We start from the raw sequence: 24,861 nt of genomic DNA on the forward strand, positions 1-24,861 counted from the left end.
ACAATAAAGCCTCTCGTCTACACGAAAGGCTATTTTAATAGTTCTTCTACAACTTTTAGAATATCAAATTCTATAAAATTTGTCAATGTTAGTGATAATTCTTATAATTATCTTCTCTTCATTTTTTAAAAGTCACTTTATATCTATTTATTTTCGTCTTCGTCTTCTTTATTCTTTTCAAATTCTTCTTTCATAAGGTCAGCAGTTACATCTTTATCATCTTCTTTTTTGTCAACCACTACATCCTTAACATCTTTAGCAGCATTAGTTATCATATTCTTCAAAACATGAAGTTTTTCTTCATTCAACTCACCTAAGTCTACGATTTCTCCATCTTCTTCATTTTGAACTTTTATACGATATTTACTTATAACAGCAGCTGATAAGCCTACTAAAGTAGCTAATGGAACAAAAGCTAATCCAACAACTCCAACTGTTAAAGGAATGTTCATCATAGTTTTTCCATCTTTCTCAACTATTACTCTTACTACACTACTTTTTCTAAGAAGCTCTTTTAGTTGAAGTTTTATATTTTCTCCATCTTTACCAAACACTTCTTCCATAGTTTCTTTAGCAGATTTTGCTTTACAATTACAAGTATTTTTTTTATTTTCTAAATATATTACTGCCTCAATTACGTCTCCATTGCATACTACTAATGCTTCTTTTGCTTCTGCATAAGTTGCTCCTGGAACTCTTTCAAAGACTGAATCAACCATTTCAATAGTTATATTACTACTCATCATTATCCACTCCCTTATTGTTTTTTACACTTTGTAATACGTGTAATGATTTAAAATTAATATTATCAACATAAACTTTCAAATACTTGTCTAGAATATTTTCAAGCTCATGTGTTATATATTTTGATACTTTAGCTTTACTACATGTTAAAATATCATTCTTTAATACATATTCCATAAGACTTATAGTTGTTAAGTCTAATTTTATGTTATTATCAAAAAGTTTACTACACTTACTACATAGTATACCACCTTCATAGATATTAAACACAGAATTTTGTAAAATTTTACATTCACAATTAATGCATTTATTTACTATAGGTTTAAATCCTATATAGTCTAAAAATTTCAACTCGAATGCTGCTGTTATAAACCTATTATCTGTATTCTCCTGTGTATACAAGTACAATGTCTGTGCAAGTAATATAAATAGCCTATTATTAGTCTGATTTTCAAGTATAGAATTCTCAACTAATTTTGTAATATATGTAGCATAAGAAAATGCTTCTATATCATAGGATATATTATAAAAACTTTTTATTATTTCACTTTGAGTAACCTTGTACATATTACCTTGTTTTTTTAAGGTAAAATTGCTATAAGAAAATAACTGTGATGATGAAAGTAAAGAGCTCTTATTTTTTTTAGCTCCTTTTGCTATTGCAGATACTTTTCCAAGCTTTCTTGTAAATAGTGTAAGTATTACGTCACTTTCCTTGTACCTTATAGCTTTAAGTACTATCCCCTGGGTGTTCAGGATTATCATCGTCTTCTTTTTTCTCCCTTACTTCTTCAATTTCTTCATGTATGTTTTTGCAATCACAGAAATATAGATATGCATCTATACTACCTGTTTTTTTAAAAACTTCCCAACTTATATTGTTCATTTTTAAAAAACCCCCTTCTTACATTTATACTTATATTTTTAGTAAGAAGAGGATAAATCATACATAAAGTTATTAAACAATTTTTGACAATAATGCCGTTGTTATTATAAAGTAAACTGCTATACCAGTTATATCAAGAGCTGTAGATATAATTGGTGATGAAACTGTAGATGGGTCTGCATCCATTTTTTTTAATAGAACAGGCATAAATGCACCTATTGTTGCACCTAAAACCATATTTATAAATAATGATATTGAAACAATTAGTACAATGTCTAATTTTCTCATAACAAAGTAAATCACAATACCAGTTATTATACTACATAAAAGACCTGTAATAATTCCTACAATACCTTCTCTTACCACATTACTAAAATTTAAATCTTTATTAGATAGTGTTATTACTGTAACAGATGATGATTGAGTTCCAATATTTCCACCCATACCTATTACTACAGGTATAAAGAACACTAATGGAGCATATACAGGATTCATTATATAATCTAAGTTAGAAAGTATTAAGGAAGCTAATAATCCTCCTATTAATGTAATAATTAACCAAGGTAATCTGCCTCTAAGTGCTGATATTGTTTGCTCTTTCAATGTAGGATTTTCTTTTTCAGCAACTTCTCTTTCATGTTCTGAACTTCCTGCAAACTTATACATATCTTCTGTTGCTTCTTCTTCCATTACATCGATTATATCATCTACTGTTATTATTCCTTTTAATTTTTCTTGTCTATCAACTACTGGAATTGCTATTAAGTTGTATTTAGATACTAATCTTACTGCTTCTTCTCTATCTTCATCTACATAAACAGAGATTATATTTTCACTCATTAATTCTTCTACTATATTTGCATCTCTTGCTATTATTAATTCTCTTAATGATAATACTCCAACTAGTTTTTCTTCATCATCAACCACATATATATAATAAATAGTTTCAGCTTCTTCAGCTTCTTCCCTCATATGGTCTATAGCTTCAAGAGCTGTCATGTCTTTGTTTATAGATATATATCCAGTCGTCATTGTTCCACCAGCAGAATCTTCATCATAGAATAACAGTTCTTTTACATACTCAGCATTTTCTTGATTCAAAAGATTTATTATATGTTCTCTCTCTTCTTCTTCAAGCTCACTTAATTTATCTGCCATATCTCCAAGAGACATAAGTTCAAGTATATTTTTTGAGTGTTCTACATCAAGCTTAGATAAAATACTAACAAAAAACTCTACACTACCTTCTTCTAATATAGAAGATGCCATATCTAAAGGAAGTACTTCAAATAATTGAATTTTCATGTCTTCCTCTAAATTTTCCATTATATCGAATATATCAATTATATGATATTCCTCTATTAATTCTCTTAACTCCAATACTTTATTATTAGCAATTAATGATTTTACTTCATATAATAAATCTTGGGAAGCATCCAGTTTCCTATCCATATAACCCACCTTTATTTATCATTATATCCAAAATTATTTATATAATTTTGTAAATTTCTCCAATTTTCTTTAACCTTAACCCATAATTGAAGATTTATTTGTGACCCTAAAAGTAATTCTATATCTTGTCTTGCTGATTTTCCTATTCCTTTTAGTTTCCTACCATTCTTTCCTATTATTATTCCTTTATGTGAATCTCTTTCACAATATATCACAGCAGATACATCCACTATTTCTTTATCATTTCTTGCTTTCATTTTTTCAATTTCAACAGCTACACCATGAGGTATTTCATCATTAAGATAGTGAAGAACTTTTTCTCTTATAAGTTCTGCTATTAATACTCTCTCTGGTTGGTCTGTAATCATATAATCTGGAAAATACTTTGGACCCTCTTCTAAATACTTTTGTATAACTTTTATTAAGGTATTCGTGTTTTTTCCTTTTAATGCTGATATTGGTACTATTTCTTTAAAAATACCTTCATTATCATACATTTTGATTATATCAAATAACTCATCTTTTTGGTCTAGTTGATCTATTTTATTTACAACTAGAATTATTGGTGTTTTAACACTTCTTAAGTCCTCCATTATCTTTCTATCTCCAGGACCTATTTTTTTAGAATCATCAACTACAAATAATATTAAATCTACATTTTTGAAGGCATCTGTTGCTGCCTTCACCATAAATTCACCTAACTTATTTTTTGGTTTGTGAATGCCTGGTGTATCTAAAAATACTATCTGCATCTCTTCATCTGTATATACTGCTTGTATTGTATTTCTTGTAGTTTGAGGCTTATCACTCATTATAGCTATTTTTTCTCCAACTACATTATTCATTAAAGTAGATTTCCCTACATTTGGTCTCCCTACTATACTGACAAAACCTGATTTGAACATTAACTGTCTCCTAACTTTATTTATCTTCTTGTTTTAATTATTTATATTTTTTAAATCTATTTTAAATCATTTCCAGAGAAATAGTTTGGCAACAAATCCTTTATATCTTGCTCAAAAACCTCTCCTTTAGTATATCCTGTTATTATTTTTATATCAGAACCAAACTCTATAATTACCTGTCTGCATATTCCACAAGGATATGTTTGCTCATTATTTTCTGAGTTATCACTTGCTATAGCTATTTTATATATATCTTTGTCTCCTTCTGATATTGCTTTAAAAATAGCTGTTCTTTCTGCGCAATTTGTTCCACCTAATGATGCACATTCAATATTACACCCAGTATAAACTTTACCACTCTTAGTTAAAAGAGCTGCACCTACTCTAAAACCAGAGTAAGGAGCATAAGAATGTTGCCTGGCATTTTCTGCCAACTTTAACAATTCTATGTTATCCACAACATCTCCTCCTGTATACAATAATTAAAAGTTATTTTTATTTAATACTCTACATTATATCATAAAAATTTAATTAGCACAGATTTGTTTTATTTTAAACATTTTATGTACATTTATTTTAATTGTAGAACATTCCAAGCTGAAACACTAGTATAGCTATTAATACACCTAACAAAGCTCCAGCTATAGTTTCCCAAAATGTATGTATTTTTCCTTCAATCCTACTTTGGGCAACTAATACAGCCATTATATATGCAAGAGTAGACGCAACTACTCTTTCAGTCATAAGTGTAATTGCAGTTGCTATAGCAAATGCTAATGCAGCATGACCACTTGGCATACCTCCTTTTAGAGGTGTTCCTGTAGAAGTCAATGCTTTTACAACCACTACAGCTATAAGAACCAATAATATACATATCAAGGTTATATGTAATTCTGATTCTCTTATCTTATAAATTAATATCCCAGATATATCTGTCAATTTATCATAAAATAAAATATATCCAACCACTACTGAATTTAGTGCTGCCACTAGAACACCACCTGCTGCAACATCTTTTGCTATCTTAGCAAGTACATGGTATTCATCAGTCACTAAATCAACAGCCTTTTCTATAGCTGTATTAAACATCTCAGCAACTACAACTAAACATATAGACATTAATAACATTATCATTTCTAATTTTGAGAAATTAAAAAACAAACTTATTATAAGCACAGCAACTGAGCCTAAATAGTGTATTTTCATATTTCTTTCAAATTTAAATGTATACAATATCCCTTCTATAGCTGCATTAAAAGCTTTAATTATACCTTGACGAGTTTTTCCTGGTTTCATAAAAACTACTCCCTTGTTATGTTTAACTTATTCAATATATGTTCTTCTTTTTCTCTCATTTCCTTTGTATTCTCATCTGTATCATGGTCATAACCTAAAAGATGAAACATACTATGACATATTAAAAAACACACTTCTCTTTCAAAACTATGGTTATACTCTATACTCTGTTCTAAAGCTCTTTCAAGAGACACTACTATATCACCTAGAGATTCTTCTTCTAACTCAACATCCTCAAAATCATCACTTAAAAGAGGAAATGATAAAACATCAGTTGCTCTATCAACACCTCTATATTCTCTATTTAACTCATGAATCTCTTTATTATCTACAAAAGAAAGACTCACCTCATAATTATCATCATATCCTTCATAATCCAAACATTCTATGATTATATCCTTTATCTTTTCAATTAGCTCTTCATTTACTTCTAATTTATCTTGTCTATCATCTAATATCAAATCCATTAATTACACCTACTTTTTATTCATTAATAATGCTATACATCTATATTACTACACTTTTACTTTCTTTTGAAAGTCTTTTCCTGTATTTTCATTTTTTTGCGTTCTTCTTTTTTAAATTCTTCTCTTTTATCATGTTTCTCATAAGCTCTTATTATCCTCTGTACTAACTCATGTCTTACAACATCTCTATCTGTTAACATTATAGACCCAATCCCTGGAACTCCTTTAAGAATCTCTGTAGCTTGTATTAGACCACTTTTCTTATTTTGTGGTAAATCTGTTTGTGTTATATCACCCGTAACTACAGCCTTAGAGCCAAATCCTAATCTAGTTAAAAACATTTTCATTTGCTCTGAAGTAGTATTTTGAGCTTCATCCAATATTATAAAAGAATTATCAAGTGTTCTACCTCTCATAAAAGCAAGTGGTGCAACTTCAATAGTGCCTCTTTCCAAATATTTATTAAATTTATCAGCACCTAACATTTCAAATAATGCATCATATAATGGTCTTAAATATGGGTCAACTTTATCCTTTAAATCCCCTGGTAAAAAACCTAGACTCTCCCCAGCTTCCACAGCTGGTCTTGTAAGTATAATTCTACTAACCTCATCTCTTTTAAAGGCTTTTACTGCCATAGCTACTGCAAGGTAAGTCTTTCCTGTTCCAGCAGGTCCAACGCCAAAAGTTATATCATTATTTTCTATAAGCTTTATATATTCTTTTTGACCTAGTGTTTTAGGTTGAACAGCTTTCCCTCTTTGTGTTATAACAATGGTTCCCTCAAGTTCTTTTATTTTTTGTTCACTACCTTCAAGTAAAAGGGATAACGAATAAGAAATACTCTGTTTATCTAAATGTTTACCATTTGATACAGTTTGATGCAATTCATTCATAAGCTTTAGTGCAGAATCTACATTTTTTTCTTCTCCAATTAAAATTATATTGCCTTCTCTAAGTATCACATCTATATTTAAAGTTTTCTCTATTAATTTTACATTTTCATCAAAATTTCCAAATAATTCTCTTTCAAAATTCCCATCTGCTATTGTAAATTTTTTTTGTATTATCAATTGAATTGTTCCTCCTCAAGTTTTAAGTTTAATTTTATTAGTTATTGTTACTATTATTATTTTGACTGTTGTTACTATTTTGATTACTATTATTTTCATTAGAGTTATTTTTATTATTATCTTTAGTATCTTCATCAAAGTCATTTCTTATATCATTTAATGGTCTTTTTTCTGGATTAGAAGGAACTTCCTCTTCTCCTTCTTTTGGTTTACTTTCTTCCTTTATAAATCTTTCTGCTTCTGATTTACTAAGAGGATAAATTTTAGCAATATTTTCACTAGTTTGAACTGTTATTAAATATTCTAACATGTTTTTATTAACCTTAAAGTTATGTTTTACATCTATTATTCTAGCCGAAGCTGGGATTATGTATTCTAACTCTTTTAAAGCTTTTTCAGATAATTCTTTTTTCAACTCTTCTTTATTTCTTTTTACCTCAACTTTTTTTGTTTCATAGAAGGTACTCGTCTTTATCTTTATTGGAAAAGTATAATCTCCTATTGCTAATTTTTTTTCTTTATTTTCAACAACATAATTTTTATATTTTATATTTTTCCTCATTGTAAATTCTTTATCATAAAAGCTTATTGTGTATATGTTTTTCTTTTCTCCTGTCTTTTTATTTACAGTGTCCACATAACTTGCCTTCTTGGCAGATTCATAAAAAGTACTTGCCCATACTTCTGGTATTGATTTTGTATTAGCTCCATTTAGCAATACATCTCCCTTTTGTACTATATCTCCAGATTTAATAACGGATTTACCACTTCTAGGGATTACCTTTTCTATTATACCATTTTTTAAAGCAATTACATTACAATAATTTGATTGGTCTGTAGATTTTAGGGATTCTGCTTTTTTCGTAACAGTAACAAATATATTTGTTCCTTTTACATTAATAGATAAATACGCCACATCATTAAATTTCGACATCATATGGTCTCTAACTTCTTTTCTATCAATACTCTTCTTATAAACTCCTGGCCTTACTCCAACCTTGTAAAGTTCACTTCTGAGAGCTTCTTTTTTTATACCTTCAGGAGATTGTATATATACATCTGTCACAAACTGCGATGTAGACATCAATAAAAATAAAGAGAGAATAGCACAAATCCACATACCTTTGTGCTTATAAATTCTTTTAATAATAAAAGGAACCCCTGTTTTTTGTTTTACCTTTATCTCAAACTTACTACCTCTATAAATATTCTTAAATTCTTTTATATCTTGTCTATCTATATGAAACTCAATTTTAGTATTTTTTATTCTAGTTACATTGTAAACACTTATCCCATTTCTTATAAGATGATTTAAAAATTGTTCAAGTCCTACTCCTTCCACAACTATAACATAGTATCCCCTTATAAAGCTTATCAAGTGTATCTCCTCCTAATCAACATACTCCATATTGTAGATAATTCCTTTTATACCTATCTCACTATCAGTAATATACTTAAGCGAAAGTTTATCACCAGATATTTTAATCGTTTTAACTTTGGTCTTTATTCTTATTAAATCAACTTCATACTCAAGTATTGATAGATAATTTTCTATACTAATAAACGTATTACCTGTAACAGTAACAACTGGTTGATTTACCTGTAAATCAGTGGATATTTCTAACATAAGCATTACCCCCTTAATTAATTTTATGCTTGAAATAGGTATTTATGCACTTTATTGATGTTATAACAGATTAGTTCTAAAATTTTTATACAATAAATACCCTAATAATTAATATATTATTTAAACAATAAAAAGGTAATCATATTGATAAAAAATCAACATGATTACCTTTTTATTTTTCTTATATAGAATCTACAATGTATACAATTTTTTTATTAGTCTTGTTCTATTAAACCATATCCACCAGCTTTACGCTTATACACTATGTTTATTTCAAAATTATCTTGATTTCTAAACATATAGAAATTGTGTCCTACCAATTCCATTTGAAGTATTGCCTCTTCTGAACTCATAGGTTTTACATTAAATTTCTTTCTTCTTTCTATAACTATATTTTCATCTTCTTCATCATCATAATCATAATCATTAAATTCACTGCTGTTATCTATAAAGTCAACATTTTCAAATCTTATGCTCTTATTATTTTGACCTTTGTCTTTAACTTTAGTTTTATACTTGACAACTTGTCTACTTAATTTGTCACAAACAATGTCAATTGCTGCATATAAATCATCTTCTACATCTTCTGCTCTTATTATTTGCCCACTAATAGGAATTATTGTGACCTCAACTTTTTGTCTATCCTTTTTCGCACTTACTGTTACTTTCACTTCTGATTCAGGATCAAGGTATTTTTCTAACCTACTTAATTTTCCATCTACGTATCCTTTTATTCCGTCAGTTAATTTCATTTGTCTCCCAGATACTATTATTTGCATAAAAACCTCTCCCTTCAAGCCTTTCCAATTCTAATACTTTAATATGTTAATCTTTAAATACAATTTTGATAAATTTATTATATTTAAATTAATATTATTGTATATGAAAATGATTCTTTTTAATAGTCTATTCATTTTTTATTTGATATGATATTATTAAAAGTACAGGGTAATTTACAGAATCTTTACATTCTATTTATTAATAAACCATATAAAATAATTCAAGAATCCAGCATAAACAAGCCACATCAAATAAACCAAATTTATGTATCCAGCTCTCTTATCTATTTTAGAAAACTTTGAAATCATTATTACAGAAACCAAAATCATTATTATTATGTCTACTAAAGCTGTAAATCTAAGTCCAAATCCAAAAAATAATATAGTCCAAACAAAATTTAATGCAAGTTGTAACCCATAATAAAAGATTGCATCTCTTACCTTAGGTAAATTGTAACCCTTTCTTAATATTAAGTATGAAGATATACCCATCAATATGTACAATATAGTCCAAACTATCGGAAAGATAAATGCTGGTGGTGCAAAGCTTGGCTTTGTGAGCTGTAAATAGTAGGTTGAGATATCTGTCCCACTAATAATCATTGTTAAAACACTACTTAAATAACCTATTATTAATGGTATCAATATGTTTATCAAAAAATTTCTAATTTCCTTTACTGATATAATCAAATTCTTCCCCTTCTTTCAAAATTTTCTTTGATTATAGATATGCTCAAATATGACTTGTTATTCTCAAAAAATATAAAAAGCCTAGAGATTTCTCTCTAGGCTATATCAATCTATTGTAAGTTTTGTTTTACCAACTTATTTATAAGTTTTCCATCAGCTCTTCCTTTAACCTTTGGTTGGATAACTGACATTATTTTTCCCATATCCTTCATAGAAGTTGCTCCTACTTCAGATATAGTAGATTTTACAATTTCTTCTAACTCTTCTTCGCTTAATTGTTGAGGTAGGTACTCTTTTAAAACTTCAATTTCAGCTTCTGTTTCTTTTATTAAGTCTTCTCTTCCAGCTTTTTCAAATTCAACTAATGCATCTCTACGTTGCTTTAATTGCTTTGCTATTACATCGATAATTCCATCTTCATCAAGTTCGACTCTATTATCAACCTCATACTGTTTAATGGAAGCTCTTATTAAAGTTACTACAGATTTTCTCACTGTATCTTTGTTTTTCATAGAAGATTTCAAATCCTCTTGTAACTTTTGCTTAAGGGACATCCCCTTCACCTCTTTATTCTTATTTACTACTATTTCTTAGCGTTTTTTCTTCTTGCTGCTTCAGCTTTTTTCTTACGCTTAACGCTTGGCTTATCATAGTGCTCTCTTTTTCTCACTTCTGACATGATGCCAGACATTGCACATTGACGCTTGAATCTTCTTAAAGCGCTGTCTAATGTTTCATTCTCTCTAACTCTTACTTCTGACATTTCTTTTTCCCTCCCTCCAATAGCGCAATTATGCTGGGACTGTAACTATGTTCTTTTTGCATAATATGCATTACAACCTAACACTTTGTTTATTATAAACTAAATTTTTACTTTTATCAAGTATTTTTATCAAGAAGGAACTCAATTTTTCAATAATTTAGTTTAGTTTTGTCCCGCTTCGTAATTAGGAAGCTTTTTACCAGCTAAAATATGATAGTGCAAATGTTTAACTTCTTGCCCTCCATCACTTCCACAATTATTTATGATTCTGAATCCAGTTTGGTCAAAACCTTTCTCCTTAGCTATTTTATTAATAACAACATGAATATGTGACACAATATCCATCTCTTTATCAGGAATATCAATTACACTATCGTAATGTTTTTTAGGTACTACCAATATATGGTATGGAGCAACTGGGTTTAAGTCGTTAAATGCTAAGACTCTATCATCTTCATAAACTTTAGTTGAAGGTATTTCTCCGTTCGCTATTTTACAAAAAATACAATCCATTTTTTCCACCTCCTATCTTATAAATATTATAATTTCTACATGTTATATCAAAATTCCTTCTACATATTCATCTTTTACGTCATTTATTTTCACTTTTAATATCTGACCTTGTATATTTTTGTCACTTTCAACAACAACTCTTATATAATTTGATGTTAGCCCCTCAAATTTATTGCCTTCTATATTTTGTTCAAATAAAACATCTAACTCACTTCCAATAAATTTATTTGCAAATTTATTAAAATTTACTTTGCTTAAATTTAAAAGTTGCTCACTTCTAAAATGTTTCATTTGAGGGTCAACCTGATTTTCCATAGTCGCAGCTGGAGTCCCTTTTCTTGGTGAGTATTTAAAAATATGCATTTGTGAAAGCTCTATTTCTTTTAAAAACTCATATGTTTCTTTAAACTCATCGTTTGTCTCTCCTGGAAATCCTACTATCACATCTGTAGTTATTGCGACATTTGGCATTTTACTTCTCAATCTATCTACAATAGTTTTGTACTCTGAAGTTGTGTATCTTCTATTCATTCTTTTTAAAGTTTCATCACATCCACTTTGAAGTGATAAATGGTAATGAGGACAAACTTTATCCATCTTTAAAACTTCATTCACAAATTCATCTGTAAATAAGATTGGTTCAACAGAACTAAGTCTAATTCTCTCTATTTTATCTATTTCATTTATTTGTTTTATTACATCAAGAAGTTTAATATCCTTATCTTTTAAATCTTTTCCATAAGAGGCAACATGTATTCCTGTTAATACGACCTCTTTATAGCCATTATTAGCCAATTTTTTCACTTCATCGACTATACTATCAATATCTCTACTTCTAACGCGTCCTCGTGCATAAGGAATTATACAGTAGGTACAAAATCTGTCACATCCATCTTGTATTTTCATAAATGCTCTAGTCTTTCCGTTAGTTTGACTGATTTCTATTTCTTCAAATGCTTTAACCTTCATTATATCATCAACTGTACTAACTTTCTTACTTGCATCTATCTTTTTAATTTCTTCAACAATCTTTCTTCTGTCATTTGTACCCATAACTAAATTTACTTCTTCTATATCCAAAATTTCCTCTGGAGATACCTGAGAATAGCATCCCACCACGGCTATTATTGCATCTGGATTCTTCTTTTTAACTCGTCTTATATATTGACGAGATTTTCTATCACTCATATGAGTAACTGTACATGTATTTATAACATAAACATCAGCATATTCTTCACTATTAACTTGTTCATAACCATCTTTTTCAAATAGCTCTAACATAGCCTCAGTTTCATATTGATTGACTTTACACCCAAGTGTATAAAAAGCTACTTTTTTCAATTTATTTTTCTCCTCCTAAATCACTTAGCTCATACAAAGTTATTGTTGATGCTACAACAGAAGCTGTCTCAGTTCTCAATATTCTAGGCCCTAATGATACAACACTACAATTATCTTGTTGTACTTGCTCTATCTCTTCTTCAGAAAATCCACCTTCAGGACCTACAAAAATTCCAACACTATCTATATTAGAATCACACTTTTTAAGTGCATCTTTTATTGAAACTGTTCTTTCATTTTCATAAGGGCAAATATTTATATTATTTTTCTTCATATCTTCTAAAGCTTCTCTAAAACTTAAAATACCTCTTAGTTTTGGTATTTTACCTCTTTTACTTTGCTTTGCTGCTTCATAAATTATTCTTTCCCAACGTTCAAATTTTTTGTCTTCTTTTTTGTCATCAACTTTAGTAACACTTCTCTTAGTTTGAACTAATATTATTTCTTCTACACCTACTTCAGTTAACTTTTGAAGTATCATCTCCATTTTTGGGGCTTTGGGAAGCCCTTGATATAATCTTATTTTAAGTACTGATTCTCTATTTATATCAACTTTTTCTAAAATATTTAAATTAACCACACTTTTATCTATATTCGTTATCTCACAAATATACTCATTATTATTCTTGTCACATACCTCAAGCTTCTCGCCTAACTTACATCTTAAAACTTTTGAAATATGTTTTACATCTTCACCTTCTATAGTGCAAGTTTTATCTTGTAGATTTATATTATTTTTTTCAACAAAAAATCTGTCCATTATACTCCACCATACCCTCTATTTTTTAAGCTTAGAAACTATTGCTGACCATTCACCTAATTTTTGAACTTCAACTATTTCAAATCCATTTTCAATTAAACTTTCTTTAACTTCTTCTACTTTGTCCAGAATTATACCTGAAGATATGAATATAGCATCTTCTTTCATAAAGTTTTGAACATCTTTTGCAAGTATTTTTATTATATCAGCTATTATATTTGCAACTATTACATCAGCTTTATCTTTTATTACATCTGTTAAATTACCATGCATTACAGATACATTTTCCTCTACCTTATTTTCAATCACATTTTCTTTTGCAACTTTTACTGCCACTTCATCTAAATCTACAGCTATAACTTCTTTTGCCCCTAATTTGGCTGCTGCTATTGCAAGTATTCCACTACCACAACCAATATCAAATACTTTAGAATCTTTGTTCACATATTTTTCTAATTCTCTTATACACATACTAGTAGTCTCATGTGTCCCTGTACCAAATGCCATACCAGGGTCAAGCTCTATTATTAGGTCCCCTTCTTGCACAGTATAATCTTCCCATGTAGGTTTTACTACTACTCTTTGTCCTACTTTTGTTGGTTTGTAATATGCCTTCCATGCATTTGCCCAATCAGCTTCATTTACTTGGTCTAATGATACACTTCCTTCACCTATATCTATACCAAAATCTTTTAGACCTAAAACTTTTTGCTTTATTATTTCGACAAATTCCATCACATTTTTTTCTTCTGAAACGTAAGTTTTTATAAGTACATCATCTTCTTCATTCTTTTTAAATACTTCTTCTTCAACATAGTCCCAATCTAATTCATTTTTCTTCTGAAATAAAAAGTCTTTTGGGTCTTCTATTACAGCCCCACCAGCTCCTTGTTCATATAGTATATTTGTTATAGGTTCAACTGCTTCTGTTGTTGTTTTTATAGTTACTTCTATCCAATTATTCATAAGTTTACCTCTCTTCTTTATAGTAATCTTCCTGTTTTTCCATAACTTTTATTATATCATAAATATCATACTTTTTTGTTTTATAAATTTTTAATAGTAATATCTTAATTACATATACTTTTCAATTTTTACCAAGCTAAGTATATAAACAGTAATTTAGAAACCATATATTATTAAATTTTATTAAAAAAATAATAAATATCACTTTTAATCTCTTTTACAGATTACATAATAATCTACATTATATGTAAAAATAATAGTAATTAAACTATTAAACAAAAAAGTTTGGCTATTTTACACATTTAATAGAATAAAAAAATTTGATACTATATAATTAAAATTTAAATATTAAGGAGAACACAATGTCTGAAGTAATCTTAAAAAATATATCAAAACTTTACTCTAATGGATTTAATGCAGTAAAAAATATAAATATAGATATCAATGATAAAGAATTTATCGTTTTAGTAGGTCCATCTGGTTGTGGTAAATCAACCACACTTAGAATGATTGCTGGTCTTGAAGAAATCTCTGAAGGAGAATTATACATTGGAGATAAACTAGTCAATGATATAGAACCAAAAGATAGAGATATAGCTATGGTTTTTCAAAACTATGCTTTATATCCTCACTTATCAGTTTATGAAAATATGGCATTTGCACTTAAACTTAGAAAATTATCCAAAGATGAGATAGACAAAAAAGTTAAAGAAGCTGCTAAAATATTAGATTTAACGCCTCTTTTAAATAAAAAACCTAAAACATTATCTGGAGGACAGAGACAAAGGGTTGCATTAGGGCGTGCAATAGTTAGAAATCCTAAGGTATTCTTAATGGATGAACCCCTATCCAACTTAGATGCAAAACTTAGAACTGCCATGAGAACAGAGATAACTAAACTTCACCAACAGCTTGGAACTACATTTATCTATGTAACACATGACCAAGTTGAGGCTATGACTATGGCCGATAGAATCGTTGTAATGAAAGATGGAGTAGTTCAACAAATTGCAACTCCACAAGATGTATATGATTATCCAGCTAATATATTTGTTGCAGGATTTATTGGAGCACCACAGATGAATTTTATTGATGTAATATTAATAGAGGAGAACAATGAAATCTATGCACAAAATGAAAATATTAAACTTAAATTGAATAAGGAAAAACACTACAATTTAATAAAAGACAATTATATTAATAATGAAGTCGTTATAGGTATCAGACCAGAAGATATTCATGTAGAAGATGCTTTTATTAAATCCAACCCAGATACTTGTTTTAAATCAAAGATTGAAATAAAAGAACTTATGGGAGCAGAAACTTATGCTCACTTAAAATTAGGTGAAAATACGATAACAATTAGATTTGATAGTAAAAACAGAATTAATGTTGGTGATGACTTAACACTTTCAGTTGATAGCAGTAGAATACACATATTTGACAAAGAAACTACTTTAGCTATAAGATAAGAATATAATCTTATTTTTAAGGAGACTTTATGGAAGATTTAAAAAGTTTTTTAGAAAGACAACTTAATAAAAAAATAAATATCTATCCGTATGAAAATCAAAGTTTAAGTTCTAATAGCAATTTAATCACTTTCAACAATACTATTTATGTTGTTGATTTTCTAGTTGAAAATAATCTCGACAATCTAAAAGGTAACTTTTATTTAATTTATCAGTCTCATATAGATTTTGAATATCTAAAAAATATTTTTTATAACTTATATGATAATATAAATATAATACAACACAATGGTTTTTTTATTATAAATTCTAAATACAACTTAGATATTAATATAACTACACAAAATATAATTGAAACTGAAACTTATCAAAGTACCTATATTTTTTATCTTGGTGAGTTAGATAATAAATCCGATTTTAATTTTAGATTACAATTATGTTCTGACTTACTACCTTATATTGTAAAAGATAACGCTGAAAATAAATTTTTAAATTTATTTGACCTCATTAGATATAAAACTTTTGATTTGATTAATAAAGATAATACACTCAATAAATTAATAGACTTTAATAAGATTAAATCTATTGATGAAGAACTTCTATATACAGGAATAAAGTTTATAAGTAATGATTTAAATATCTCTAGGACATCTACTAGTATGTTTTTACATAGAAACACACTGGTATATAGGTTGGAAAAAATCAATGAGATACTTGGATTTGATTTGAAAAATTTTGAAAATGCAATGATTTTTTATCTGAGTGTCAAATCTTATTTTCTATATAAAAAAATTTAAGTACTAAATTAAGCAGAACTCCAAAACATTAGTTCAAAGTTCTGCTTAATTTTAATTTATAATATTGTATACTTATTAAGTATTCTTTATTTAAAAGCTTGAAGTTTATAAATATCAATCACTCATGTTTTACAAACAATATTTTCAAGTGTGTAAAATACTAGACTTATTAAATCCATAAATCTACTATTTTACTGTTCTTAATTCTTTCTTTAAAACAAAATTCAATAAAAAACTTATTGTACCTAAAACCACCATAACATAACCTAATATTTGAAATTGAGCTGATGTTATACTTGCTTCAAATACCATTCCAAGTAAAACTGTTGCTAAAATAGAACCTAAATAACGACTAGTTTGAAATAGACCTGAAGCTGTCCCTATACTGTCAGAAGGGCTTTCTTTAAACATAGAGGATTGTAATGCCACATTCCCAACTCCATAGCTAATACCCGCCAATGATAAAATAATGCCCTTTCCTATTACTGGTATATGAACAAAAACTATTGAAAGAAGTACTGCACTAATCAACATAAAAATTGATGACATCATCAGAGGCAATCTAGTACCAGATTTGTCTATCCATCTCCCAGTTAATGGAGATATAAATATACCTATACCAGACATAAATAACATAAATAGCCCAGTCGATTTTGCACTATAATGTAGTGCATCTTGAAAGTAACTAGGAAGACCAAAAAACAAAATATAATTAAAGAAATTTAATATAATAAACTGTAAATAGACCTTTGACAGCTTAGGATTATTTATAAATAACTTAATATCTATAAATGGTAATTTTGTTCTAAGCTCATGCCAAATAAAAATACACATCAATATTACACCCAATACAAGTTGTTCTAAATTAAGAGACTCCTTCATAGATAACAAGAATAGTAATAGAAAAATCATTGCAATTGAAAATATAAGTATACCAATAATATCTAATCTCGATAATACATTTTTTAAAGTCTCTTTTATACAGTTCTTCTCTTTTGTTTCTTTTGGAAATAAAAAATATCCTAGACATATAGAAACCATAACAATAGGTATGTTGACAAGAAATATAGCATGCCATCCACCTAAATCCAATAATAAACCTCCTAATGTTGGTCCTAACCCTGCTGTAGTTGAAGCAAAGATAGTTAAAACGGCTAATGCAGAAGATTGTCTTTCCTTTATATTATTTTGTATAAGAGCAACCCCAGATGGATATAGGGTACTTGTTCCAATAGCCTGAATTACTCTTATAAAAATCAATATAAAAAATGATTGAACAAATGGTACTATAGATGCTGACAAAATCACAAGTATCAAACCACTCAAAAACAAGACTTTCCTACCTATTAAATCTCCTATCTTCCCTGAAACTGGTTGTGCAATGGCACTAGCCAAATAAAACGCTGAAACAATCCACGATACAGTTGTAAAACTAATATGAAAATCATTTTGTATACTATGTAAAGCAAGTGAAATCATAGACGAATTAAGAGGATTAAGCATAGTTCCTGAACCTATTGCTATCAAAAAAAGTGTTCTTCTAGCATTTATCTTACTCATATATCATGCCTCCAGTAAGCAACTCCTTTACCTTATAAAAAAGCAGCTCCTATAATTCCTGCGTCTGATCCTAAAGTTGCACATGTAATTGTAGCTATATCTTCTTTTTTGTACAATACAAATTTTCTTACTAAGTCCTCTATTCCATCGAGTATTATATCACTAGCTTTAGAAATACCTCCACCGATAGATATAATTTCTGGGTCTAAAGAATTTATTGTATTTGCAAAAGTTTTAGCTAAATACTCCTTAAATCGATTTATTACTTCAATTGCAACTTCATCATTTTCCCTATATGAATCAAACACCATCTTTGCATTTATATTTTCTAAATGTCCTTCTGCTAAATTTAAAATCATACTTTCTCGTCCTTCTTGTATCAACTTCTGAGAATACTTTATAATTGCAGTTGCAGAACAAAAAGTTTCTACACAACCATTATTTCCACAATTACAATCAAAATAGTTTTCTCCTATAATTTGATGACCTATTTCTGAGCCTAATCCATGTGCTCCAGAAAAAACTTTTTGATTAATTACTATTCCTCCACCTACACCAGTTCCTAAAGTATATAAAACACCAACATCAGCACCTTTCATGCTTCCAAATTTAGCTTCTCCAAGTGCTGCTACTGTTGCATCATTTTCTCCATGAATTTCAACCTCTGGAAAGATTCTTTTTAGTTCATTATTAAAATCTTTTCCATCCCATTTTAAATTTACACATGTTACTAAACCATCTTTATTTATAAAGCCAGGTACTCCAAATCCAATAGATTTTATATTGCTAATAGTAAGCTCATTCTCTTCTAGCAACTTATCAATCATTACTTTTATGTCATTAAGTATTCCTTCAAAACCTTTTTCAATAACAGTTTTACATTCTGACCTAAAAAGTATCTTTCCATTATTATCAACTACACCTGCTTGTATACCTGTTCCACCTATATCTACACCTATATAATACATCCTTTTCACCTTTCTCTTTTGAATCATTTAATTTTGCTCTATATTTTATTATATATATAGTATATTAAAATGTGACACTATGCAAATTTTTCATAACAACTTATACACAAAGTAAAAACATCTTCCCATAGTATATTTTTACTATGAGAAGATGCCTATTTTATTAATTATTTTAATTTGTTAAGCGTTCAAAACAAACTATATCTAAAACAAGTATTTTAAGTCTTTATATCTACTTATTTTTTATCTACAACATTATTTATAACTAAATATCAAACAAATCTTAAGTATGCCTTTTAGTAGGTAGAATTTGACTTTCTACACAACATATACATATTAAAATCAATTTACAACTAACTTTTCATAACTGAATTATAATCAGATAAATCTTTTGTAAAAATATTAATTTATACTATACAAAAGATTTAAAAATTAGATACCTTGTCTATAGAATATTACTATTTTACTATTAAAGGTTTAAGTCTAGGTAATTACAATAATTATCCCAGCTCGTGAGTTTTTCCAGTACTTAATATAGCACTAAAAGTATCTAATTTTATCTTACATATTATAATTGAGTTTTCTTCATCATTTGGCAGTGCCACATCCGTTCCCACTGGAATCACCCCTTTCTGTTGTTTGATTATATTATAGCATATTATATATTTGGGGACAAGTATTTTTCAGAAAATTATTTATATTCAGTTTTTATTTTTTCTATAAAAATAGCCAATATAAAAATCATACTATTTCCATTGGAAATCTCTTAAATAGATAAGATTTCAGAAATACGATTATATATTGGCCATTTTAATTACTTTTTCTTAAACATATCTTCTATTTTCTGTCCGAATGTTTTTTTCTTTTCGTGGACGTTCGACCCACACTCCTTCGCAAATTCCTTTAACAGGTCTTTTTGCTTGTCATTTAATTTTTTAGGAATTTCAACTACAACTTTAACATACTGGTCTCCTCTTGAATTACCTCTAATTCTAGGGATTCCTTTTTCTTTAAGTCTAAATACAGTTCCAGTTTGTGTTCCTTCTGGCACGCTATATTTAACTTTTCCATCCAAAGTAGGTACTTCTATCTCATCACCTAAAGTTGCTTGAACAAATGTAATTGGCATCTCAAAGTAAATATCATTTCCATCCCTAGTAAATAGTGGATGTGACTTAACATTAACTACGATATATAAGTCTCCTCTTGGAGCACCTTTTTCTCCTACTTCACCTTGACCAGAAAGTTTTATCATTTGACCATCATCTATACCTGCAGGTATGTCTACTTCTATAGTCTTAACTTTTCTTGTATTTCCAGTTCCATGACATTTACTACATGGAGATTCAATAACTTCTCCAGTTCCATTACAAGCACTACAAGGTCTTGAGCTTGCTATATTACCAAATGGAGTTCTTTGAACAGTTCTAACTTGACCAGTTCCATTACAAGTTGAACAAGTTTTCTTTGATGTACCTGGTTTTGCTCCAGTTCCACTACATTCTTCACACTCTTCACTTCTGTTTACTTTTATAGACATCTTTTTACCAAATGCAGCTTCTTCAAAAGATATAGTGACACTTTGTCTTATATCCGCACCACGTTGAGGACCTCTTCTTCTCTGTCTTCCACCTCCGAAGCCTCCTCCAAACATGTCTCCAAATATGTCTCCAAACATATCTTCAAAACCACCAAAGCCTTGACCGCCAAATCCTCCTTGACCGCCAAAACCGCCTTGACCATTTAGCCCATCATGCCCAAACTGGTCGTAAGTTTTTCTCTTTGTATCATCTGATAGTACTTCATAAGCTTCATTTATCTCTTTAAACTTTTCTTCTGCTTCTTTATCGCCAGGATTTCTATCTGGATGGTACTTCATTGCTAATTTTCTATAAGCTTTTTTTATCTCTTGAGCTTCTGCACCTTTACTGATGCCTAAGACTTCATAATAATCCCTTTTTGTACTCAAAAATTGACACCACCTTCATTTTACAAAACGATAGCTTGTAGAATAATAAACTACAAGCTATCATTAATTCTTATATTCTACTTTAAGTTATATAATCTATGATATATTATATTCTTTATGATGTATATTGTCCATATATCTTTAACATCTATATGATTTTCATAAATCATATATTATCCAGCTATCATTTAGTGTTACATATTATATATCTTATTTGTCTTCATCTACCTCTTTAAAGTCAGCATCTACTACATTGTCATCTTTAGGTCCATTGTCTTGAGCTTGTTGTTCTGCTCCTTGAGCTGCTTGTTGGTACATTTCTTGAGATACTTTTTGGAACTTAGTCATTACTTCATCTGTAGCTTTCTTAAGTTCTTCTGCTGTAGCATCTTGTTTGTCTTTTACAGATTTTAAGTTTTCTATAGCTTTTTCTATATCTTCTTTATCACTTGAGCTTATTTTATCTCCAAGTTCATTTAAAGTCTTTTCAGTTTGATATATAGTAGATTCAGCTTGGTTAAATGCTTCTATTTTTTCTTTCTTTTGTTTGTCAGCTTCTGCATTCATTTCTGCTTCTTTTATCTTTTGCTCTATCTCTGATTCTGATAGATTAGTGTTTGATGTTATAGTTATTTTTTGTTCTTTTCCTGTACCTAAGTCTTTAGCTGAAACATTAACTATACCATTTGCATCTATATCAAATGTAACTTCTATTTGAGGTATTCCTCTTTGTGCTGGTGGTATATCTGTTAATTGGAATCTTCCTAAAGTTGTATTGTCATAAGCCATACTTCTTTCACCTTGAAGAACATGTATATCAACAGCTGTTTGATTATCAGCAGCAGTTGAGAATACTTGAGATTTCTTAGTTGGTATTGTAGTGTTTCTTTCTATTATTTTAGTCATTACATTACCCATAGTTTCTATACCAAGAGATAATGGAGTAACGTCTAGTAATAATAAATCTTTAACATCTCCTGCTAAAACTCCTGCTTGTATAGAAGCTCCTGCTGCAACACACTCATCTGGGTTTATACCTTTATGAGGGTCTTTTCCTATAAATTTCTTAACCGCTTCTTGTACTGCTGGTATTCTTGTAGAACCACCTACTAATAATACATCATCTATATCACCTGTAGAAAGTCCAGCATCTTGTAAAGCTCTCTTAGTTGGTTCCATAGTTTTTTCAACTAAACCTCTAGTTAATTCTTCAAATTTAGCTCTTGATAAGTCTATATTTAAGTGTTTTGGTCCTTCTGCTGTAGCAGTTATGAAAGGTAAGTTTATGTTTGAATTCATTGTTGATGATAATTCTTTCTTAGCCTTTTCTGCTGCTTCTTTTAATCTTTGAAGAGCCATATTATCATTTCTTAAGTCTACACCTTCAGCTTTTTTGAATTCATCCGCTAAATAGTCTATTACTATTTGGTCAAAATCATCTCCACCTAATCTATTGTTACCAGCTGTAGCTAAAACTTCGAAAGTTCCATCTCCTATTTCAAGTATAGATACGTCAAAAGTTCCTCCACCTAAGTCAAATACTAATATTTTCTTTTCTTGGTCTAATTTATCCATACCATAAGCAAGAGCAGCTGCTGTTGGTTCGTTTATTATTCTCTTAACATCAAGTCCTGCTATTCTACCAGCATCTTTAGTAGCTTGTCTTTGAGCATCTGTAAAGTAAGCTGGTACTGTTATAACTGCCTCTGTTACTGTTTGTCCTAAGTAACTTTCTGCATCTGATTTTAATTTTTGTAATATTATTGCTGATATTTCTTGTGGAGTATATGATTTTCCATCTATATTTACTTTGTAATCAGTTCCCATATGAGTTTTTATAGAAGTTATTGTTTTATCTGCATTTGTAACTGCTTGTCTTTTTGCAGGCTCTCCAACTATTCTTTCACCATCTTTTGTAAATGCTACTACTGATGGAGTAGTTCTCATACCTTCACTATTTGCTATTATTTGTGCTTCTCCACCTTCTAATACTGCAACACATGAATTTGTTGTTCCTAAATCTATTCCTATTATTTTTCCCATGACTAAAATCCTCCTCGAGTAATTATATAATTAAGTTTTACTTATTTGAATATTTTATATTAGGTTAAATAATCAACCTTTAATTTATACTTAGCAAGAAACTTTAACCATTGAAGGTCTTATAACTTTAGTTCCTAGCTTATATCCTTTTTGAAGTACCATTACTATTTGATTTGCTTCAACTCCATCTACACTTTCTTGCATAACTGCTAGGTGTAAATTAGGGTCAAATTCCTTAGATTCTGCTTCTATTTCTTCTACTCCAAATTTTACTAGAGTGTCCATTAACTGTTTATGTACAAGGCTTATACCCTTATACATAGTATCTTCCTTATCTTCACATGCATCTAAGGCTCTTTCCATACTATCTATAACTGGTATCAACTCAGTTATTATCTTTTCATTTGCAAACACACCTATCGTCTCTTTTTCTTGTTGAGTTCTTCTTCTGTAGTTTGCATATTCGGCTTGAAGTCTTTGATATTTATCATTTGATTCATCTAATTCGTCTTGCAATTTTTTTTCTGCTAATTTAGAATTTATATCTGTTACATTTTCATCATCAACTTCTTTTTCATCACTTGTTTCACTTGATTCCTTACATTCTTCATTAACAATTTCCTCTTCTAACTCTACTTGAGTTTCAGATTCTTGGTTAATAGAAGTATCATTTTCTTCTTTTACTTCCTGTTGCTCATTTTTTTTATCCAAGACTTTACACCTCTCAATTTAAAATTTCTTTACTTTCTATTAATTAATAAACTCATATAATTTATTATAGAGTAAATTCTAGCATAATCCATTCTTGTAGGGCCTATAAAACTTATTCGCCCAACCAAGTCTCTATCTACATTATAAGTTGCTGTAACTATACTACAATCCTGTGCCAATTCACAATCATTATCACTACCAATTATTATATTTAGATTGTCTTTTTGTATTCCCTTTGATTTAATTATGTCAGCTATTGTCTCTTTTTTCTCCAACATATTTAAAAATGACTTTGCTTTTAGTACATCATTAAATTCTGGATAGCTAAATATGTTAGTAGCTCCATTTAATGATAGAGAAAAATCTTCTTCTTTCATATTTGAATTCAAAGCATTTAAAAGCTCATCTATAAGCCCAGAATACTCACTTATTTCGTATTTAATAAAAGCAATTAGATTATCATCCAAATCTGTTATACTTTTACCTAAGAGCTTCCTTGTAAGATTATCAGAAATCAAGTTTAACTTAGATTGATCTAAATATACATTAGTTGTAAGGTTAGCTTTTTTTAAATCTCCTTTATCTGTTACAACTATAAGTAAAATATTATTGTCATTCATAGCAACCAATTGTATGTGCTTTATAACACTTTGATTTATTAAACTCTTAGTAACTGCTACAGTTGTATAGTTTGTTAGTTGAGATAATAGCTTTGAAGTTTCATGAATCAATTCTTTTATATGATTTATATTATGATTCATACATTGTTCAATAAGAATTTTATCATTATCATCCAATTCGCTTTTACTCATAAGAGAGTTTACATATAACTTATAGCCTTTTTCAGACGGAACTCTACCCGCAGAAGTATGAGGCTGAATCAAGTACCCTAATTCTTCAAGGTCAGCCATTTCGTTTCTTATGGTAGCAGCACTAACACCTAAATCATGTCTTTTAGATATTGTTCTAGAACCTATAGCTTCAGCTGTTTCTATATAATCTTTAACTATAGCTTTGAGGATATTTAATTTTCTTTCATTTAATTCCATCTTATTATGCCTCCTAGCTGTTAGCACTCA

At 29.0% G+C, this 24,861-nt stretch carries 27 protein-coding genes; 2 read left to right on the forward strand and 25 right to left on the reverse strand.

The features are described 5' to 3' along the window. Nucleotides 1-143 precede the first annotated feature (143 nt). From Q3304_RS03360 to prmA, 19 genes are all read right to left on the reverse strand, one after another. Entirely contained in the window at nt 144-743 is a 600-nt protein-coding gene (locus Q3304_RS03360; protein WP_021385335.1) for a DUF4342 domain-containing protein, read from the reverse strand. Further along, nucleotides 736-1,509, reverse strand: a complete 774-nt coding sequence (gene recO, locus Q3304_RS03365) for a DNA repair protein RecO (protein WP_054271045.1) — start codon at nt 1,507-1,509, stop codon at nt 736-738. The genes Q3304_RS03360 and recO overlap by 8 nt, the downstream gene beginning before the upstream one ends. Then, nucleotides 1,475-1,630 carry a YqzL family protein gene (locus tag Q3304_RS03370; protein ID WP_003416649.1) on the reverse strand — a complete coding sequence of 52 codons (156 nt, stop codon included), beginning with the start codon at nt 1,628-1,630 and terminating at the stop codon, nt 1,475-1,477. Before Q3304_RS03370 ends, recO begins: the two co-directional genes overlap by 35 nt. Nucleotides 1,631-1,702: 72 nt before the next feature. Continuing rightward, complete coding sequence (mgtE, locus tag Q3304_RS03375; RefSeq protein WP_054271046.1) at nt 1,703-3,082, reverse strand: magnesium transporter; 1,380 nt, start codon at nt 3,080-3,082, stop codon at nt 1,703-1,705. Nucleotides 3,083-3,093: 11 nt separating this feature from the next. Further along, nucleotides 3,094-3,987 carry a GTPase Era gene (gene era, locus Q3304_RS03380; RefSeq protein ID WP_054271047.1) on the reverse strand — a complete coding sequence of 298 codons (894 nt, stop codon included), beginning with the start codon at nt 3,985-3,987 and terminating at the stop codon, nt 3,094-3,096. Between the two features lie 56 nt (nt 3,988-4,043). Next, entirely contained in the window at nt 4,044-4,445 is a 402-nt protein-coding gene (locus tag Q3304_RS03385; protein ID WP_054271048.1) for a cytidine deaminase, read from the reverse strand. 118 nt (nt 4,446-4,563) lie between these two features. Further along, nucleotides 4,564-5,283: a diacylglycerol kinase gene (locus tag Q3304_RS03390; protein WP_021385290.1), complete on the reverse strand. Its 720-nt coding sequence runs from the start codon at nt 5,281-5,283 to the stop codon at nt 4,564-4,566. A gap of 5 nt (nt 5,284-5,288) precedes the next feature. Then, nucleotides 5,289-5,750, reverse strand: coding sequence for an rRNA maturation RNase YbeY (ybeY, locus tag Q3304_RS03395; RefSeq protein WP_021385287.1), 462 nt, complete (start codon nt 5,748-5,750; stop codon nt 5,289-5,291). 56 nt (nt 5,751-5,806) lie between these two features. Then, nucleotides 5,807-6,823 (reverse strand): PhoH family protein, encoded by a 1,017-nt coding sequence (locus Q3304_RS03400; RefSeq protein WP_054271049.1) that lies wholly within the window; start codon nt 6,821-6,823, stop codon nt 5,807-5,809. A 37-nt stretch (nt 6,824-6,860) separates the two neighbouring features. Continuing rightward, a complete protein-coding gene (gene yqfD, locus Q3304_RS03405; protein WP_054271050.1) occupies nt 6,861-8,201 on the reverse strand; it encodes a sporulation protein YqfD in 1,341 nt (446 codons plus the stop codon). 12 nt (nt 8,202-8,213) lie between these two features. Next, the gene (locus tag Q3304_RS03410; RefSeq protein WP_021385288.1) at nt 8,214-8,450 is read right to left on the reverse strand and encodes a YabP/YqfC family sporulation protein; all 237 of its coding nucleotides are present in this window, start codon (nt 8,448-8,450) and stop codon (nt 8,214-8,216) included. Nucleotides 8,451-8,665: 215 nt separating this feature from the next. Then, nucleotides 8,666-9,229 (reverse strand): ribosome hibernation-promoting factor, HPF/YfiA family, encoded by a 564-nt coding sequence (gene hpf, locus Q3304_RS03415; RefSeq protein WP_054271051.1) that lies wholly within the window; start codon nt 9,227-9,229, stop codon nt 8,666-8,668. A 192-nt stretch (nt 9,230-9,421) separates the two neighbouring features. Continuing rightward, nucleotides 9,422-9,919: a TspO/MBR family protein gene (locus Q3304_RS03420; RefSeq protein ID WP_054271052.1), complete on the reverse strand. Its 498-nt coding sequence runs from the start codon at nt 9,917-9,919 to the stop codon at nt 9,422-9,424. Between the two features lie 110 nt (nt 9,920-10,029). Continuing rightward, nucleotides 10,030-10,473: a GatB/YqeY domain-containing protein gene (locus Q3304_RS03425; RefSeq protein WP_054271053.1), complete on the reverse strand. Its 444-nt coding sequence runs from the start codon at nt 10,471-10,473 to the stop codon at nt 10,030-10,032. A 29-nt stretch (nt 10,474-10,502) separates the two neighbouring features. Further along, nucleotides 10,503-10,682, reverse strand: a complete 180-nt coding sequence (gene rpsU, locus Q3304_RS03430) for a 30S ribosomal protein S21 (RefSeq protein WP_003416618.1) — start codon at nt 10,680-10,682, stop codon at nt 10,503-10,505. A gap of 162 nt (nt 10,683-10,844) precedes the next feature. Further along, on the reverse strand, nt 10,845-11,195 hold the full coding sequence (locus Q3304_RS03435) for a histidine triad nucleotide-binding protein (RefSeq protein ID WP_054271054.1): 351 nt from the start codon (nt 11,193-11,195) through the stop codon (nt 10,845-10,847). A gap of 42 nt (nt 11,196-11,237) precedes the next feature. Continuing rightward, on the reverse strand, nt 11,238-12,536 hold the full coding sequence (gene mtaB, locus Q3304_RS03440; RefSeq protein ID WP_054271055.1) for a tRNA (N(6)-L-threonylcarbamoyladenosine(37)-C(2))-methylthiotransferase MtaB: 1,299 nt from the start codon (nt 12,534-12,536) through the stop codon (nt 11,238-11,240). A 1-nt stretch (nt 12,537) separates the two neighbouring features. Beyond that, nucleotides 12,538-13,296 (reverse strand): RsmE family RNA methyltransferase, encoded by a 759-nt coding sequence (locus Q3304_RS03445; RefSeq protein WP_243192686.1) that lies wholly within the window; start codon nt 13,294-13,296, stop codon nt 12,538-12,540. Between the two features lie 18 nt (nt 13,297-13,314). Next, entirely contained in the window at nt 13,315-14,262 is a 948-nt protein-coding gene (prmA, locus tag Q3304_RS03450) for a 50S ribosomal protein L11 methyltransferase (protein WP_054277181.1), read from the reverse strand. 362 nt (nt 14,263-14,624) lie between these two features. On the opposite strand from prmA, the gene Q3304_RS03455 reads away from it, so the two are divergent. After that, nucleotides 14,625-15,734, forward strand: a complete 1,110-nt coding sequence (locus Q3304_RS03455; protein WP_167640401.1) for a sn-glycerol-3-phosphate ABC transporter ATP-binding protein UgpC — start codon at nt 14,625-14,627, stop codon at nt 15,732-15,734. 29 nt (nt 15,735-15,763) lie between these two features. Then, on the forward strand, nt 15,764-16,531 hold the full coding sequence (locus tag Q3304_RS03460) for a PucR family transcriptional regulator (RefSeq protein WP_407813769.1): 768 nt from the start codon (nt 15,764-15,766) through the stop codon (nt 16,529-16,531). 186 nt (nt 16,532-16,717) lie between these two features. Here Q3304_RS03460 and Q3304_RS03465 read toward each other — a convergent pair whose 3' ends face one another. From Q3304_RS03465 to hrcA, 6 genes are all read right to left on the reverse strand, one after another. Next, nucleotides 16,718-18,091, reverse strand: coding sequence for an MFS transporter (locus Q3304_RS03465; RefSeq protein ID WP_219673006.1), 1,374 nt, complete (start codon nt 18,089-18,091; stop codon nt 16,718-16,720). Between the two features lie 32 nt (nt 18,092-18,123). Then, the gene (locus tag Q3304_RS03470; RefSeq protein WP_054271061.1) at nt 18,124-19,059 is read right to left on the reverse strand and encodes an ROK family protein; all 936 of its coding nucleotides are present in this window, start codon (nt 19,057-19,059) and stop codon (nt 18,124-18,126) included. A gap of 814 nt (nt 19,060-19,873) precedes the next feature. Further along, nucleotides 19,874-21,028 carry a molecular chaperone DnaJ gene (dnaJ, locus tag Q3304_RS03475; protein ID WP_054271063.1) on the reverse strand — a complete coding sequence of 385 codons (1,155 nt, stop codon included), beginning with the start codon at nt 21,026-21,028 and terminating at the stop codon, nt 19,874-19,876. A 210-nt stretch (nt 21,029-21,238) separates the two neighbouring features. Then, nucleotides 21,239-23,071: a molecular chaperone DnaK gene (gene dnaK, locus Q3304_RS03480; RefSeq protein ID WP_054271064.1), complete on the reverse strand. Its 1,833-nt coding sequence runs from the start codon at nt 23,069-23,071 to the stop codon at nt 21,239-21,241. 90 nt (nt 23,072-23,161) lie between these two features. Further along, nucleotides 23,162-23,782 (reverse strand): nucleotide exchange factor GrpE, encoded by a 621-nt coding sequence (gene grpE / locus Q3304_RS03485; protein ID WP_054277192.1) that lies wholly within the window; start codon nt 23,780-23,782, stop codon nt 23,162-23,164. Nucleotides 23,783-23,811: 29 nt separating this feature from the next. Next, nucleotides 23,812-24,831, reverse strand: a complete 1,020-nt coding sequence (gene hrcA / locus Q3304_RS03490; RefSeq protein WP_004454754.1) for a heat-inducible transcriptional repressor HrcA — start codon at nt 24,829-24,831, stop codon at nt 23,812-23,814. Nucleotides 24,832-24,861 lie beyond the last annotated feature (30 nt).

The organism is Clostridioides sp. GD02377, assembly GCF_045899875.1.
Taxonomy (GTDB): Bacteria; Bacillota; Clostridia; order Peptostreptococcales; family Peptostreptococcaceae; genus Clostridioides; species Clostridioides difficile_A.